Consider the following 14,412-nt stretch of genomic DNA (forward strand, 5'->3'; position numbering starts at 1 on the left):
AATAAGAACCCATAACAAGTTGAAGTCACTGCAAAGGGTCCACTTTATGATTTGGTGATTTAAAACGATGATGCTCTTTTTGACCTGCGATATAGTTTTTAATCCTATCCAAATCTCTCTCATTGTACGAAATTACAGCATATCCCCGCTGCCAATTGAATTGCTTTCTACCGAATAATTTTTTTCTGATAAATACCAATGACGATTTTTTAACTTCCCGCACGAGGTCGGAAACCCGTTCACCAGGAGAAAGCTTAATTAAAATATGAATATGATCGGGCATACCATTGATGGCTATTGATTTGTTGCCGCGATTATTAATGATACCTGCAATGTATTTGTATAATTCAGCTTCCCAAATCGGTGAAAGAAGGGGCTCTCTTCTATGTACGGAAAAAACGATCTGAACAAAATGGGCTGAATATGTACTTCCTAAATTCATCTCCAAATCATAAAAATGTCCCGGACAATTGAAAGAGTGATGTCTTTATTCGACCGCCCGCTCCGCAGGGGTCGTTTCAATTAATCGTTCCATATCTCGCATATGTGACCCACGCTACCGCATGGGTCATCAATACGATATAAATCACTACAAAATTGTGCGGATTGGGAATATTTACCTTCATAGCAAATTAATATGACCCCTGCGGAGCAGGTGGTCGAATACATCAGACCGTGTTCGCAATACAATACGACCCCTGCGTAGCGGGTGGTCGAATACATCAGACCGTGTTCGCAATACAATACGACCCCTGCATAGCGGGTGGTCGAATACATCAGACCGTGTTCGCAATACAATACGACCCCTGCGTAGCGGGTGGTCGAATACATCAGACCGTGTTCGCAATACAATACGACCCCTGCATAGCGGGTGGTCGAATACATCAGACCGTGTTCGCAATACAATACGACCCCTGCATAGCGGGTGGTCGAATACATCAGAATGTGTTCGCAATACAATACGACCCCTGCATAGCGGGTGGTCGAATACATCAGACCGTGTTCGCAATACAATACGACCCCTGCGTAGCGGGTGGTCGAATAAGTGAGAAAGGTTGGCGTTTTAATCAAAAAAAGAGACTGCCTTTTTGGGGCAGTCTCCTCTTTTATAATTCTTTGGATTTCTCTATTGCTTCATTCCAACGATTTCAAAGGATCCCATGGATTGAATATTCATTTTACCCTTATACCGGTCTCCATCAACAATCGCTTCTGAATTGATAGCGATAGTCTGTCCGCCTCCGTCAACATCAAATGTAAATTTCAAAACATTTCCTGACAGAGTTATATCACGTAAATCATAGCTTCCCATATCGGTGGTAAGTGTACCCTTGTACTTACCTTTTTTGCCATCAAAAATAAGCTCGCCCTTTGTTTCTCCCTGGGGTGTATCAGCTACAAATGACCACGTCCCGGCAATTTCTACATTAGCATTGGCATCAGCGGTTGCACGGAAAGAATCAAATTTCGACATCATATCATCCCTTGGGAACACATTGTCCTTCAGGTTTGTATCACCGGTGAGCTCCTCAGGATCAAGCGCAACACTCGCCACCTCTTTATCAAAATAGAACACCTTTGTCACTTCTTTCTCATTCATACGCCATATCTCAGCAGGTATTTTTTCTGTCTGCTTCGTGCCGTCCTTAAAGGTAAATTCAATGATCAGCGGAGTAACCAGTCCTCCCTGATTTGTGAATTTGATCTGGTAGAAATTCTTGTCGGCCAATTTTGCCATAATCGCCTTGTCATCAACGCGGTTCATGAACTCTCCGTAAAAACGATCGCTGGTTTCAGTAAGTGAAAACGGCTCAGGGTTATCCAGACCCGTTGCATCAGATCCACCTGCAGTCATGTTTCCTCCCGCTACGGTACGGCCTTTGTTCTCGATATCGCCTTCTTCATTGCGCATCCGATACCATTTCACTTCGTCTACCGACACGTCAACATTATCAATTCCATAGAACCAGCCTCTCCAGAACCAGTCGAGATCCACGGCAGATGCATCTTCCATCGTACGGAAGAAATCTGCAGGCTTTGGATGCTTGAATTTCCAGCGGTTGGCATATTCCTTAAAAGATGCATCAAATAACTCGGGACCCATTACTACTTCACGCAAAACGGTTAGCGCAGCAGCCGGCTTACCGTATGCATTCGGACCGAATTGCATGATTTGCTCAGAATTGGTCATGATGGGACGGATGTATTTCTTATCGCCCTTCATATAACTCACTACTCCCTTCGGGGTTCCCCATACCAGGTCAAGTTCCGGATAACGCTCACGTTTCGTTTCCTTTTCCAGGAAGGTATTGAGTCCTTCATCCATCCAGGTCCACTGGCGCTCATCAGAGTTCACGATCATCGGGAAGTAATTGTGTCCTACCTCATGCACGATCACACTAATATTTCCATCCCGTACCCGGTCGGAATAATTTCCTTTTGCATCCGGACGACCATAGTTGAAACAGATCATCGGATATTCCATTCCCTGATTTGCCGCATTCACGGAAATCGCAACGGGATAGGGGTAATCAAATGTTCTTTCAGAATAGACTTCAAGCGTATTCTTTATCGCCTTGGTAGATTCACGCTCCCAAAGTGGATTACCTTCCTTTGGATAGAAGGACATTGCCAGGGGCGTAGCCGTTGGGAGTTTTACCGCCTGGGCATCCCAGATATATTTTCGTGAAGACGCAAAAGCAAAATCCCGAACCATATCAGCTTTAAACTGCCATGTTGCCGTCTTGCTGGATTTTGATTTTTCCTTTTCACGCGCTTCCTTTTCCGTTACAATGAACACCGGAGCATCATAGGTGCTTTTAGCCTTTTGAAGGCGATCATACTGATCCTTGGTTAGAACCTCCTTTGCGTTTTCGAGTGTTCCCGTCGCTGCAACAATATGATCCGAAGGCACTGTGATATTCACCTCAAAGTTTCCGAATGTCAAAGCAAATTCACCTCTTCCGATAAACTGCTTGTTCTGCCATCCCTCGTAATCGTCATACACTGCCATCCTCGGGTACCACTGTGCGCAGGTATAGGCGTAGTTATCATCCGACGGAAAATATTCATATCCTCCCCGTCCGCCGATGAGCATTCGGTCATAAATATTATACGACCAGTCAATTGAGAAAGTGAAATTTTCACCTGTCTTAAGTGGAGTAGCAAGATCCACGCGCATCATGGTTCTGTTGATCATATGCGGTAAATCCTTACCCGAAGCATCCTTCACGCTTTTAATCTTAAATCCGCCGTCATAGTCGATCGCATTCACATTGGATGCAAAGAATTTCGCAGCAGTACTGTCACGGATAGAGGAGTTTTTTGTCTGATCAGACAGGTTATCCTTGGCCCTGACATTCTGATCCAGCTGAACCCACAGGTATCGCAGTGGATGGGGCGAATTATTATGGTAGGTGATTGTCTCAGATCCGGTTAGAACCTGGGTCTTGTCATCAATGGAAACATTGATTTTATAATCAGCCCGCTGTTGCCAGTATGCTTCTCCGGGTGCACCAGATCCTGTTCTGTAACTATTAGGAGTTGGTAATTCCTGTCCGAGTTGCTCAAACTTTTTTTCCCAGTCTTCCTGGGCCCAGCTATTTCCTGCGGCAATAAGCATTGCCAGCAACAGGAATACTCTCGAAATCTTCATATTGTTGATTGTTTTTTCCAAAAATAAGCAGGCTAATGATCAATTAGTCTGCTTATTTATTAAATTATTTTCCGTTGTTCTTTTTCATCTCATCGAACTTACTCATTTCGGAAGTTCGCGGGAATACGTTGTTGGATGTGTCTACATCCGCTGTTTGCTTATCAGGATCAATGGCAATGGATGCTACTTCCTTATCCAGCATGAAGGTCTTTACAACCTGCGATTCGTTGTAGCGCCAGATCTCAGCGGGTATTTTTTCGGTCTGCTTTGTACCGTCCTTGAAGGTAAACTCAATGATGATCGGCATCACCAAACCTCCTTCATTTTTGAAAGTAAGCTGATAATAGTTCTTATCCCGAAGCTTCGCAATAACGGCTTTGTCATCGATCCGGTTCTGAAACTCACCATAAAAACGAGGATCTGTTTCAGTTAATGAAAACTCCTGTGGTCCTGCCGAGAAATCCATATTTTCACCGTTCCCGGCCGTAGCTGTAAGATCTCCCTTTTTCACATTTTTCCCTTTGTTCTCAATATCTTCATTTTCCTGGCGCATTCTGAACCACTTCACATCCGACAGGTTGATGTCAACATTATCAACTGTATAGAACCATCCTCTCCAGAACCAGTCCAGGTCAAAGGCGGATGCATCTTCCATGGAGCGGAAGAAATCTGCCGGCATAGGTCTTTTGAATGCCCAGCGTTGCGCATATTCCTTGAAAGCCGCATCAAATAACTCAGGACCCATCACCGCTTCCCGAAGAATGCTCAGTGCAGTCGCCGGTTTTCCATAGGCATTGTTGCCAAACTGGAGGATCTGCTCCGAATTGGTCATAATCGGCCGCATGGAATTCTTGTCTCCCTTCATGTAACTCACGATGTTCGGAGCCGGTCCGCGACGTGAAGGAAAGTTATCATAATTTTCTACTTCGGTCCTGTATTGTACAAAGGAGTTCAGTCCCTCATCCATCCATGTCCACTGCCGCTCATCGGAATTGATGATCATCGGGAAGAAGTTATGGCCTACCTCATGGATTACCACACCGATCATTCCGTATTTCACCCGGTCTGAATAACTTCCGTCCTCATTGGGCCTTCCGAAGTTGAAACATATCATCGGATATTCCATTCCGATGGATGCGGCATGTACGGAAATCGCAACAGGGTAGGGATAATCGATTGTATACTTACTGTAAGTAACGAGCGTATTTTTCACCGCCTTTGTCGATTCCTGTTCCCAAAGTGGATTCCCCTCCTTAGGATAGTATGACATCGCAAGAGGTGTTTTATCACCTACTTTTACAGCCTGTGCGTCCCAGATAAATTTTCGTGATGTAGCGAATGCAAAATCCCTGACATTCTCTGCATGATAGATCCAGGTTTTGGTTCCCTTCGCCTTATCCTTTTCATTCGCGATCGCTTCTTCTTCCGTCACTATGATCACCGGCTTATCAAACGATTTCTTAGCCTGTTCAAATCGGGCAAGGTGTTCACTTGACAGTACTTTTGAAGCGTTTTGAAGTGATCCCGTCGATGCTACGATATGATCCTCCGGAACGGTGATCTCTACCTTAAAGTCACCAAACTCCAACGCAAACTCTCCACGTCCCAGGAACTGCTTATTCTGCCAGCCATTATAATCATCATAGACTGCCATCCTCGGATAGAACTGCGCAATTGTATACAGGTAATTACCATCCTTGGGAAAATATTCATAACCGCTTCTTCCGCCGTCTTCCATGCGGTCATTTACGGTGTAATACCATCCGATTTTAAACGAGAACTTTTCTCCCGACTTCAATGGAGCCGGCAGATTTACCCGCATCATTGTCTTGTTGATCACATGCTCAAGCTTCTTGCCTGAGGCATCGGATACGTCAGTGATTTTGAACCCTCCTTCATAATCACTAACGCCCATTCCCTGCGCAAAAAATTTCGCAGGTATACTATCGCGAATCCCCGAAGAACTAACTTTCAGGGTATTGGTCTCCGGTTCACGCACGTTCTGATCCAGTTGTACCCACAGATACGTGAGAACATCCGGCGAATTATTGTGGTAAGTAATGGTTTCTGCTCCGGTGATCCGGTGGTTTGATTCATCCAGGGTTACAGAAATATCATAATCAGCCCGCTGCTGCCAGTACGATTCACCCGGAGCTCCGCTTCCGGTGCGATATTCATTGGGAGTGGGCAGGATCGGACCGAGCTGCTCAAACTTTTGCTGCCAGTCACTTTCCTCCTGCGCAAATCCGCCAGTGAAAATGCTGACAGACAAAATCAATAAAAAAATCCTCTTCATAATTATTCTGATAAATGTTGCCAATACGGTGTTTCTGTTATCAAGTATAATGCCACTCCTCCCACCGCCGAGGAGATCACCAGGCGCCAGTCTCTGCGCGCTATTCCAATAAGATCCACGAATATAAAACTAAATAGAAGGAAAATGGCAACGATTATTATTTGACCAACCTCTAAGCCAAGATTAAAGGCCAATAACTGTGATGCAATTTCGTTGTTCCTGCCCATGATGGCCCGCAGGTAATTGGAAAACCCCAGTCCGTGTATAAGTCCGAACCCGATCGCCAGAATATAGTTGGTCTGAACTTTGCTCGTTGCTATTCGCGACTCCTTTCTGAACAGGTTTGAAAGCGCCGTGAGAAAAATCGTTACCGGAATCAGGAATTCAATCAGTTCATCATTAAAAGGAATTAACCCAAGCGTTGCCAGTGCGAGCGTTATCGAATGACCAATCGTAAAGGCGGTGACCAGTATCAGGACCTTCTTCCAATCGGAGATCAGGTATATCGAGGCCAGCGCAATAATGAACAGCTTATGATCCAATCCATCACGTTGAAGAATATGATCCCATCCAAGCTCCAGAAATATCTTAAAATCAGACATGCGTGCAAAATTAGTTCATTGCAAAGTTTAATTATTACTTTTGTTCTGAAGAATCAAGCAATGAAAAAGTTCCTGTATTTTACACTAGTGGCAGCAGGTATGATGCTTACGGCAGCACATCCCATTCATGTGAGCGTTGCCGATGTGGAATTCGTCCCCGACAAACAGGAACTTCAGATCATTGTACGCATTTTTACCGATGACCTGGAACGGGAAATCCGCCAGGAAATTAACAAGCCAAAGGTCGACATCCTTATTCCGGGTGAAGGATTAACCTCCGACGGACTTTTCAAAGACTATCTGAATAAACACATCCGGTTCAATGTGAATGGAAAGGATGCTGCATACCAATACCTGGGGCACGAGGTAGACGCAGGCTCGGTTATTTGCTACCTGCTCATTGACAAAGTAAAAAAGCTTGAATCATTACAGGTAAAAAATGACATCCTTTTGAGCATCTATGACGACCAGGTGAACCTGGTACACATCACCATCGACGATGACATTCAAACTATGAAATTTGTGAGGGGTGAAGAAAATCAGTCAAAAACCTTCAAATAAACATTCCTGAAGGCATTCCCAATTCTTTCCATTGTGGATCAGCAGATACATGCCGAGCGCCGACCAGCTCATCTCCAGCGTTCTGTCCTGCACAAATAGCCAAGCTTCATCAAACCTGCTCTTCTTCAGGTCCCTGAACGCCACTGTCAGGTGCGGCCTGAAGGGACGGTCACGATAATTGGCATTGAAAATATTATGTTCCTTCTTCATGAAGTCCAGCAATCCCTTTTGCAATTCCTGCATCGGCCCATTTGGTATCACGTCAACGTAGATCACGCGGGGAGGAAACGCACCAAAACCATTTAACTCTACCTCGAAGGGTTTCTGCTTCCGGGCAAAGTCCAACAATGAATGTATAAGACTTTCCTGCCGGTCTGACCGGTACCGGAAGGGCATGTGAAGCGTAATATGCGGCGGCGAACGGAGCGCGGCATGCGAATCAAACCTGGCAGACATCTCCTTCTTGATCTCCCATAAATCCCTTTCAAGATCTTCTGGCGGGATCAGGGCAATGAAATACAGGTTCTTCGATTTATCAGGCTGTCCGGGCACGCGTCAGATATATTTTTTCATGTTAATAACAACAAAATAAGTCAGAACATTCTCAGGATCTGACGGGTCTGGGAGAGATAACCGGAACCAAACAGATTCACGTGAATTAACAACGGATAGAGATTCAGTACATCCCAAATTATCTTCACATTTGACTCCATCGTAAACTGTTCCTGGTACCCCTGGTAAAATTCATCCGGAAAACCTCCGAATAATGTAGTCATCGCCAGATCGGCATGCCGGCTTGAATAACTTACCGCAGGATCTATCAGCACTCCCTCACCTTCTGTACAGAACATGGCATTTCCGCTCCACAGGTCTCCGTGAACGAGCGCCGGTAATTCGTCATTCATTTCACGCTCCAGCCAGGAATAGATTTTATCAAAATACTCCAGATCGCTCCCATTTAAAAACCCCTTCTTCAACGCCAGTTTAATCTGTGGCTCCAGACGTTCATTTCTGAAAAACTCGGGGAAGGATTCATGCTGCTGATTGGACTGCCTGAGCGAGCCCATATAATTCGAATGATCAAGACCAAATGTTTCAGTGGATGTCTGATGGAGATGTGCCAGTTGACTTCCAAATCGGAACCAATCACCCCTGGAAGGTCTTCCCGGTTCGATATACTCCAGTAACAGGGCATCGTTCGGATCACCTTCATAGACTGCCAGGACATCCGGAATACGGCAGCTATTGGCTTGTTTTAATTCGGCCAGTCCCTTCGCCTCCGCAATAAACATCCCGGGAAATTCAGCCGCGCTATTCCATTTCAGAAATGCCTGCCCGTTCTGCCCGACAATTCTGCCACCGTTATTGATACACCCGCCTGAAGCCGGAGAAAAAGATTTAAGAGTTCCTAGGTGGGACTCGCAAAATTCCTTCAGTTCACCGGGCAGCAAATCAGGCCGCATATCACAATGCAGAATCCAGGTCCCTGATCAAATCCGCTGCATCCTCAATCCCCACCGAGAAGCGCAACAGGTTATCAGAAATTCCCACTTTTTGTCGGCCTTCGGCGCCAATCTTGGCATGTGAAGTTAGCCTTGGTGAGGTAATTGTGGACTCCACACCACCAAGACTCATGGCCGGTCGAATAACAGAGAGTTTACGAACAAATTCATCGGGATCTGAAGATACCTCAAAGGATAACATGCCTCCAAAGCCCGCCATCTGTCTTTTAGCAATATCATGTCCAGGGTGGGACGAAAGACCGGGATAATAAACGGCATCTACTTTTGGATGCTGATACAGAAATTCACTGATCTCCATGGCATTCTGATTTATCTGCCTAACGCGCAGAGCAAGCGTGAGTAAACTTCGCTCCAGCAGATGACACATCTGGGCGTTTAGGTTTCCCCCGAAGTTGACAGAATGCTCACGAATGCGACCAATCAGCGCCTCTGAAGTCACAATAGCACCACTCAGAATGTCACTGTGCCCACCCAGGTATTTTGTTCCGCTGTGAATTACCACATCAATGCCCAATGGAATGGGATTCTGATTGATGGGGGAGGCAAACGTATTATCAATCACAGAAATAAGGTCATGGGCCCGGGCAAATTTCGACACCAGCGACAGATCAATGATTTTCAATAAAGGGTTTGACGGCGTTTCCACATAGACAAGTTTTGTTTGCGGCGTAAGTGCCGCGACCAGGCTTTCCTCGTCCACAGAATCAATAAAAGTGTAAAGAATGCCCATCCTTTTCATCTCACTGGTCACGGCGTGATGCGTGCCTCCGTACAGATCATTCTGAAAAATTGCATGATCCCCGGGGGAAAGCAAAGAAAATAATGTGGCGTATATCGCTGCCATCCCTGAACCGTATACCAGTGCCCTTTCACCTTTTTCGAGGGCGGCGATCTTGGCAGAAACCGCAATCATATTCGGGGTATTGAAATACCTGGGATAGGCATGAATGTCCACATCCAGGTAATTATATGCTGTGGCAGGATACAGAGGCGACACAACACCCTTGTGCTGCTGGTCACTTACTGCACCTGTATGAATACAAATTGTGGAAGTACCCCAATTTCTATTTCCATCTGATGACTTCTCCATGTTTTTTAATATTAAGATAAGGTGGAATACTCTCCAGGATCTCATTATAAATCGCCCTGGCCAGACCCGTTTTTACAAAATTTTTATGAGTGACAAGACTTACCTCCCGAACGGGGACAGGAGCCTTGAAATAACGCAATTTTGCAGAAGATTCAGGATCCATATCAACCGTGGCCAGGGACGGCAATAATGTCATGCCGCCATGCTTATCCACCAGCTTCTTCAATGCTTCCAATGATCCGCTTTCATATGTGAAACGCCGGTTTGTGCTTTTGTAATCTCCGCAAATTTTTAATACCTGATCACGAAAACAGTGACCTTCATTGAGCAGCAACAATTCTTCGGTATGAAGGTTTTTCGCATCCAGCTCGTTTTTGCCGTAATATTCATTTTTGTTTGATACATATCCCACAAAATCCTCGTAATAAAGGGGTTTTACGGAATAGTCGGAATCCTCCAACGGCGTAACAATCAGGCCGATGTCAATTCGTTCCGACTTCAAATGGCGCAGAACATCCGAGGTGATCATTTCCTCGATATGAAGGATAACATCAGGATATTTGTCCAGGAATTGGTTAATGAAAAGCGGTAAAAGATAGGGCGAAATGGTAGGGATGACACCGATTGTGAGCTCCCCGCTAATCTCACCGCGTTCCGCGGAGACCATTTCCTGAATTTTACGCATCTCATGGATTACCACTTTTGCCTGTTCAATGATCCGTGTTCCGGCATCTGTGGGTTCTACCGGAGTCTTTGCACGATCAAAGATCAAAACCCCGAGCTGATCTTCCAGTTTTTGGATCTGCATACTCAGCGTGGGCTGTGTAATATGACAACTTTCGGCAGCTCTTCCGAAGTGACGATATATGTCTACAGCGATAATATATTCAAGCTGAATGATTGTCATAAAGCCAAATTAAAGAATAATGTTAAGATGATTTAACAAAAAATTATTGTTTGCCCGGAAACCTCCTGACTCTCTTCACGTTATATACATAAACCACTCAATACATGACAACTACTACGAAAAAGCAGGCCATTCTCCAGTCTCTTGAGAGCATGTCGGCTTCTGAAACAGAACAGTTGCTATCATTCATTCGCGGATTACTCTACAATCCGTCGAACGATTACAGCCATCTGTGCAGAAGGGCACATGGAATGAGAGAAATCAGGCAGGCGCTGCGTACCGAACCTCAGTTTTAAGTGTACTGAACATAGTTCCTCCAGCGCTCTAAAACCTCGACGAAGTCTTCCGGCAGGGGGGCTTCAAAGAAAACCTTTTCCCCTGTTCGCGGGTGAATAAACCCAAGTGTAGCTGCATGCAGCGCCTGTCCCTTAAGACATTTAAAGCAGTTATCTACAAAACTCCTGTACTTGGAAAATACAGTACCCTTTAAAATTTTATCTCCCCCGTATGTTGGATCGTTAAAAAGCGGATGGCCAATATACTTCATATGCGCCCGGATCTGGTGTGTCCGCCCGGTTTCGAGCTTGCACCGAACCAGGGATACATATCGCAATTTTTCAACTACCTCATAGTGGGTGACCGCCCTTCTACCGATGGTTTCATCATCAAATGCCATCGTAATCCTTCGGTCTTTCGGACTCCTTCCCAGGTTTACGTCGATCGTTCCTGACTCAGGCTCCGGAATGTCCCATACAAGTGCGAGGTATGTGCGCTCTATGGAATGATCATAGAACTGTTTGGCAAGGCTGTTCATGGCGCGTTCACTCTTGGCAATAACCAGCAATCCGGAAGTATCCTTATCTATCCGGTGAACCAGTCCGGGACGTCCCGCGTTTCCTTCCATCTCCGGCAATTTCTGGAAATGAAAAACAAGCGCATTTACCAGTGTCCCAGTCCAGTTCTGATATGCGGGATGAACCACCATGCCGGCTGGTTTATTAACCACCAAAATATCTTCATCCTCAAAAACCACATTCAACGGGATGTCTTCAGGAATAACTTCATCTTCCCTGGGTGGCTCTGGAAACAAGACAGAAATGATGTCACCCGGCCGTACCTTATAATTCGGTTTAACGCCCGCATCATTTACTGTCACAAACCCATCGTTAATACCCTGTTGAATTTTATTGCGGGTTACATTGGGAAGCTTGTCAAACAGAAATTTGTCAATCCGCAAAGCCGTCTGTCCCGAATCAACCACAATCCGGTGATGCTCATATAATTCGTCGTCCTCTTCTTCCTGATTGATCATTCTATACAATTTTAATCCATTCCAATGGGTGAGCCGTCAGGAATTCTGGGAACGTCCGGCATTTCATATTCCTCCGGATCATCCAGAAAAGATGAAATATCCTTTGCCAGACGTGCAAAATGCGCCTTCTGAAGATATGAAACCCCGGGATTTTTAACCAGCCATTCCGACAACTCCTCCAGCTTCAGCATAACAATAGATCTTACATCATCCGACGAATCCGTATTTCGCGCCAGCATGATCAGTGAAGCCACCATTGTATTGTCCACCGTCCGCCCAATCTGGGCAAGCTGACCATCCTTCTCGGCTGTCTTGATAGTCGCACCAACTACGGCATCGATCACAGATTCGAGAGACGGCTGATTGCTGTCGATAGCATTATGGGTAATGAGACGCTGTGCCCTCGCAGGATAGAAAAGCATTGAGAATGTCATATGAGCTGCAGACTCTGCGGCTGCAACCGGGTCAAATGTTAGTCCGGTTCGTGAATCAACAAGTTCTCTGCCACCATCATATCCATTGGGCCTGGGGGGAATCAACGCAAGCACGTCTTTTGAAAGGACAAGGGTTTCCGGACTTACGGTTTTCAGCAAAGAAGAAAGAGCCGCCTTCTGCATGGCGGGATCGATCATTTTGGTAGGAAACTGTCCGTCGCCACGAAGCGCGTAACGATATTCGAGTCCTCCAATAATTTTTACCACTGCCTCCGTCTGATATCGATGAAGAAAATAGACAGGCACAAGCACCTCCTCCAGCTGGGCATAGGGCTGATGATTACGAATATTATTTTCACCGAATCTCGAGAGAGCCAGTTTACGTACTTCAAGTATATCATTCAGGCCATCTACCACATTTGCGCCATTATCCCACAAATGTGCACTGGGATGCGAGCTATCCATGGGCCGCGCATCCTGGTCAGTAAGAAAGGTTAGTCCGTCCTGCAATGATTTTGCAATTATCTCATCCAGCGCTTTCCGCTCATCAACGCCATCAGGAAAATCCTGATAGCCATAAGTGATAGCCACCTTATCCCACGCACCAATCTTATCGTCATAAGCATCACTGAGGTCGATTTCGCCATTAGTGATCTTTACAAGCGGGTGGGGATAATCCATAACAGATGCACGCCCTTCAGTACTAGAAGTATAGCTGTGTGAAAGTCCAAGTGTATGACCTACCTCGTGCGCCGACAGCTGGCGTAGCCTGGCAAGTGCCATCTCCTGCATTTCTGCAGGAACGACATCTCCATTCTCATAGGGAGCGAGAAGTCCTTCTGCGATCAGAAAATCCTGACGCACTCTCAATGATCCAAGTAAAACATGGCCTTTAATTATCTCGCCCGTTCTGGGGTCAGCGACGGTTGAGCCATACGACCAGCCACGTGTACTTCGGTGCACCCAGTTGATCATGTTATAGCGAACATCCAGTGGATCGGCACCTTCCGGAAGCATCTCCACCTGGAAGGCATCGATATATCCGGCAGCCTCAAATGCCTGGTTCCACCAGCGTGCTCCGTCCAGCAGTGCAGAACGGATTGGCTCAGGTGTACCGGGATCCAGGTAATAAATGATCGGCTCGACGGGTTCACTTCTGTCGGCGGTCGGATCTTTTTTCTTCAATCGGTGACGGGCAAGGAATCGTTTCGCCAGCGGTTCACTGATTGGTGTTGCATAGTCAGAATATTCATAACCAAAATAACCGGCCCGCGGGTCGAACTCACGGGGCTCATAGTCGTCATCAGGTAGCTCAATGAAGGAATGATGTTCCCGAACCGTAATGTTTTCCGCATCCGGAGCCACAGAACGCAAATAGCGGCCCGTAGGCGTACCCTTGAAACTCAGAATGGTCTCTATCTCAATGTTTTTTGGGAACGCGCGGGTTTGATCCATGTAAAAGGCTGAACGGCTTTTATCCACACTATAGCTGCCCTCACCACCCCTTTTGAGACGGTTACTCACCCCATGTGCATCCTGCATGAAAAAGTCAGTCGCATCTACCAGAATTTTTCCATCTTCTTCGGTGACCAGGGTGAAACCCCAAATAACCGAGCGGGCAAATGCATCTTCCACGGCCTTGCGCTCCGCTGCGTTGTCACTCTCGGCACGGAACCAGTAATTCACTTCAGTAAGCAATATTTTGGGACCATGCCGTTCAAATTTCACTACTTTCTCACCGCCAAGCTGGTTCCTGTCCAGTCCGATATCATTGGATCCAAGGCCGGCCGCTAGTGAGTACACATACAGGAATTCCTGATTCAGCTTGTCAATCACCAGGAAAATCTTATCCGTTTTTGGGTCATGATAGAAATCAAAATACCCGTCAAATGCCGTCATTCCTGCCACCTTCCCGGCAATTCCTGAAGGCGCGGTAGACTTGCTGGTTTGTGAATTGGATGTTTTGGAGGCAGAACATGCCGAGAGGATAATGAGTAAGAAAACTGTAAATCGCATAGAATGATGTTTCAAT

General features: G+C 46.0%; 13 protein-coding genes. 2 read left to right on the plus strand and 11 right to left on the minus strand.

The window, feature by feature from the left end; all coding sequences use genetic code 11:
• Nucleotides 1–25: 25 nt before the first annotated feature.
• The 5 genes from tnpA to LDX50_RS26330 form a co-directional block, all read right to left on the minus strand.
• Nucleotides 26–442, minus strand: a complete 417-nt coding sequence (gene tnpA / locus LDX50_RS26310) for an IS200/IS605 family transposase (protein ID WP_225699272.1) — start codon at nt 440–442, stop codon at nt 26–28.
• 180 nt (nt 443–622) lie between these two features.
• Nucleotides 623–1,009, minus strand: coding sequence for a hypothetical protein (locus tag LDX50_RS26315; protein WP_225699273.1), 387 nt, complete (start codon nt 1,007–1,009; stop codon nt 623–625).
• 117 nt (nt 1,010–1,126) lie between these two features.
• Entirely contained in the window at nt 1,127–3,655 is a 2,529-nt protein-coding gene (locus LDX50_RS26320) for a M1 family metallopeptidase (protein ID WP_225699274.1), read from the minus strand.
• Nucleotides 3,656–3,719: 64 nt separating this feature from the next.
• Nucleotides 3,720–5,951 carry a M1 family metallopeptidase gene (locus LDX50_RS26325; protein ID WP_225699275.1) on the minus strand — a complete coding sequence of 744 codons (2,232 nt, stop codon included), beginning with the start codon at nt 5,949–5,951 and terminating at the stop codon, nt 3,720–3,722.
• 2 nt (nt 5,952–5,953) lie between these two features.
• Nucleotides 5,954–6,553, minus strand: a complete 600-nt coding sequence (locus LDX50_RS26330; RefSeq protein WP_225699276.1) for a HupE/UreJ family protein — start codon at nt 6,551–6,553, stop codon at nt 5,954–5,956.
• Between the two features lie 60 nt (nt 6,554–6,613).
• Here LDX50_RS26330 and LDX50_RS26335 point away from each other — a divergent pair, with 60 nt between their 5' ends.
• Entirely contained in the window at nt 6,614–7,114 is a 501-nt protein-coding gene (locus LDX50_RS26335) for a DUF6702 family protein (RefSeq protein WP_225699277.1), read from the plus strand.
• Here the strand turns inward: LDX50_RS26335 and LDX50_RS26340 are convergent.
• From LDX50_RS26340 to LDX50_RS26355, 4 genes are read right to left on the minus strand one after another with little or no spacing between them, the layout of a single operon-like run.
• Complete coding sequence (locus LDX50_RS26340) at nt 7,097–7,666, minus strand: 2'-5' RNA ligase family protein (RefSeq protein ID WP_225699278.1); 570 nt, start codon at nt 7,664–7,666, stop codon at nt 7,097–7,099. The two genes, LDX50_RS26335 and LDX50_RS26340, sit on opposite strands and share 18 nt — an antisense overlap.
• A 41-nt stretch (nt 7,667–7,707) precedes the next feature.
• On the minus strand, nt 7,708–8,577 hold the full coding sequence (locus LDX50_RS26345) for a fructosamine kinase family protein (RefSeq protein WP_225699279.1): 870 nt from the start codon (nt 8,575–8,577) through the stop codon (nt 7,708–7,710).
• A 1-nt stretch (nt 8,578) separates the two neighbouring features.
• Nucleotides 8,579–9,727 carry a trans-sulfuration enzyme family protein gene (locus tag LDX50_RS26350; RefSeq protein ID WP_225699280.1) on the minus strand — a complete coding sequence of 383 codons (1,149 nt, stop codon included), beginning with the start codon at nt 9,725–9,727 and terminating at the stop codon, nt 8,579–8,581.
• Entirely contained in the window at nt 9,702–10,634 is a 933-nt protein-coding gene (locus LDX50_RS26355) for a LysR substrate-binding domain-containing protein (protein WP_225699281.1), read from the minus strand. The genes LDX50_RS26350 and LDX50_RS26355 overlap by 26 nt, the downstream gene beginning before the upstream one ends.
• Before the next feature lie 104 nt (nt 10,635–10,738).
• On the opposite strand from LDX50_RS26355, the gene LDX50_RS26360 reads away from it, so the two are divergent.
• Entirely contained in the window at nt 10,739–10,930 is a 192-nt protein-coding gene (locus LDX50_RS26360; protein ID WP_225699282.1) for a hypothetical protein, read from the plus strand.
• Here the strand turns inward: LDX50_RS26360 and LDX50_RS26365 are convergent.
• Both LDX50_RS26365 and LDX50_RS26370 read right to left on the minus strand, forming a co-directional pair.
• Nucleotides 10,927–11,946 carry an RluA family pseudouridine synthase gene (locus tag LDX50_RS26365; RefSeq protein ID WP_225699283.1) on the minus strand — a complete coding sequence of 340 codons (1,020 nt, stop codon included), beginning with the start codon at nt 11,944–11,946 and terminating at the stop codon, nt 10,927–10,929. The two genes, LDX50_RS26360 and LDX50_RS26365, sit on opposite strands and share 4 nt — an antisense overlap.
• Nucleotides 11,947–11,957: 11 nt before the next feature.
• Nucleotides 11,958–14,396, minus strand: a complete 2,439-nt coding sequence (locus LDX50_RS26370) for a zinc-dependent metalloprotease (RefSeq protein WP_225699284.1) — start codon at nt 14,394–14,396, stop codon at nt 11,958–11,960.
• Between the last annotated feature and the right edge of the window lie 16 nt (nt 14,397–14,412).

The sequence above is a fragment of the Fulvivirga sedimenti genome (assembly GCF_020328055.1).

Coding starts and splice junctions, on each gene's coding strand:
- LDX50_RS26330 (WP_225699276.1), bottom strand. CDS start 6,553: ATGTCTGATTTTAAGATATTTCTGGAGCTTGGATGGGATCATATTCTT.
- tnpA (WP_225699272.1), bottom strand. CDS start 442: ATGAATTTAGGAAGTACATATTCAGCCCATTTTGTTCAGATCGTTTTT.
- LDX50_RS26325 (WP_225699275.1), bottom strand. CDS start 5,951: ATGAAGAGGATTTTTTTATTGATTTTGTCTGTCAGCATTTTCACTGGC.
- LDX50_RS26355 (WP_225699281.1), bottom strand. CDS start 10,634: ATGACAATCATTCAGCTTGAATATATTATCGCTGTAGACATATATCGT.
- LDX50_RS26320 (WP_225699274.1), bottom strand. CDS start 3,655: ATGAAGATTTCGAGAGTATTCCTGTTGCTGGCAATGCTTATTGCCGCA.
- LDX50_RS26370 (WP_225699284.1), bottom strand. CDS start 14,396: ATGCGATTTACAGTTTTCTTACTCATTATCCTCTCGGCATGTTCTGCC.
- LDX50_RS26335 (WP_225699277.1), top strand. CDS start 6,614: ATGAAAAAGTTCCTGTATTTTACACTAGTGGCAGCAGGTATGATGCTT.
- LDX50_RS26365 (WP_225699283.1), bottom strand. CDS start 11,946: ATGATCAATCAGGAAGAAGAGGACGACGAATTATATGAGCATCACCGG.
- LDX50_RS26345 (WP_225699279.1), bottom strand. CDS start 8,577: ATGCGGCCTGATTTGCTGCCCGGTGAACTGAAGGAATTTTGCGAGTCC.
- LDX50_RS26350 (WP_225699280.1), bottom strand. CDS start 9,727: ATGGAGAAGTCATCAGATGGAAATAGAAATTGGGGTACTTCCACAATT.
- LDX50_RS26360 (WP_225699282.1), top strand. CDS start 10,739: ATGACAACTACTACGAAAAAGCAGGCCATTCTCCAGTCTCTTGAGAGC.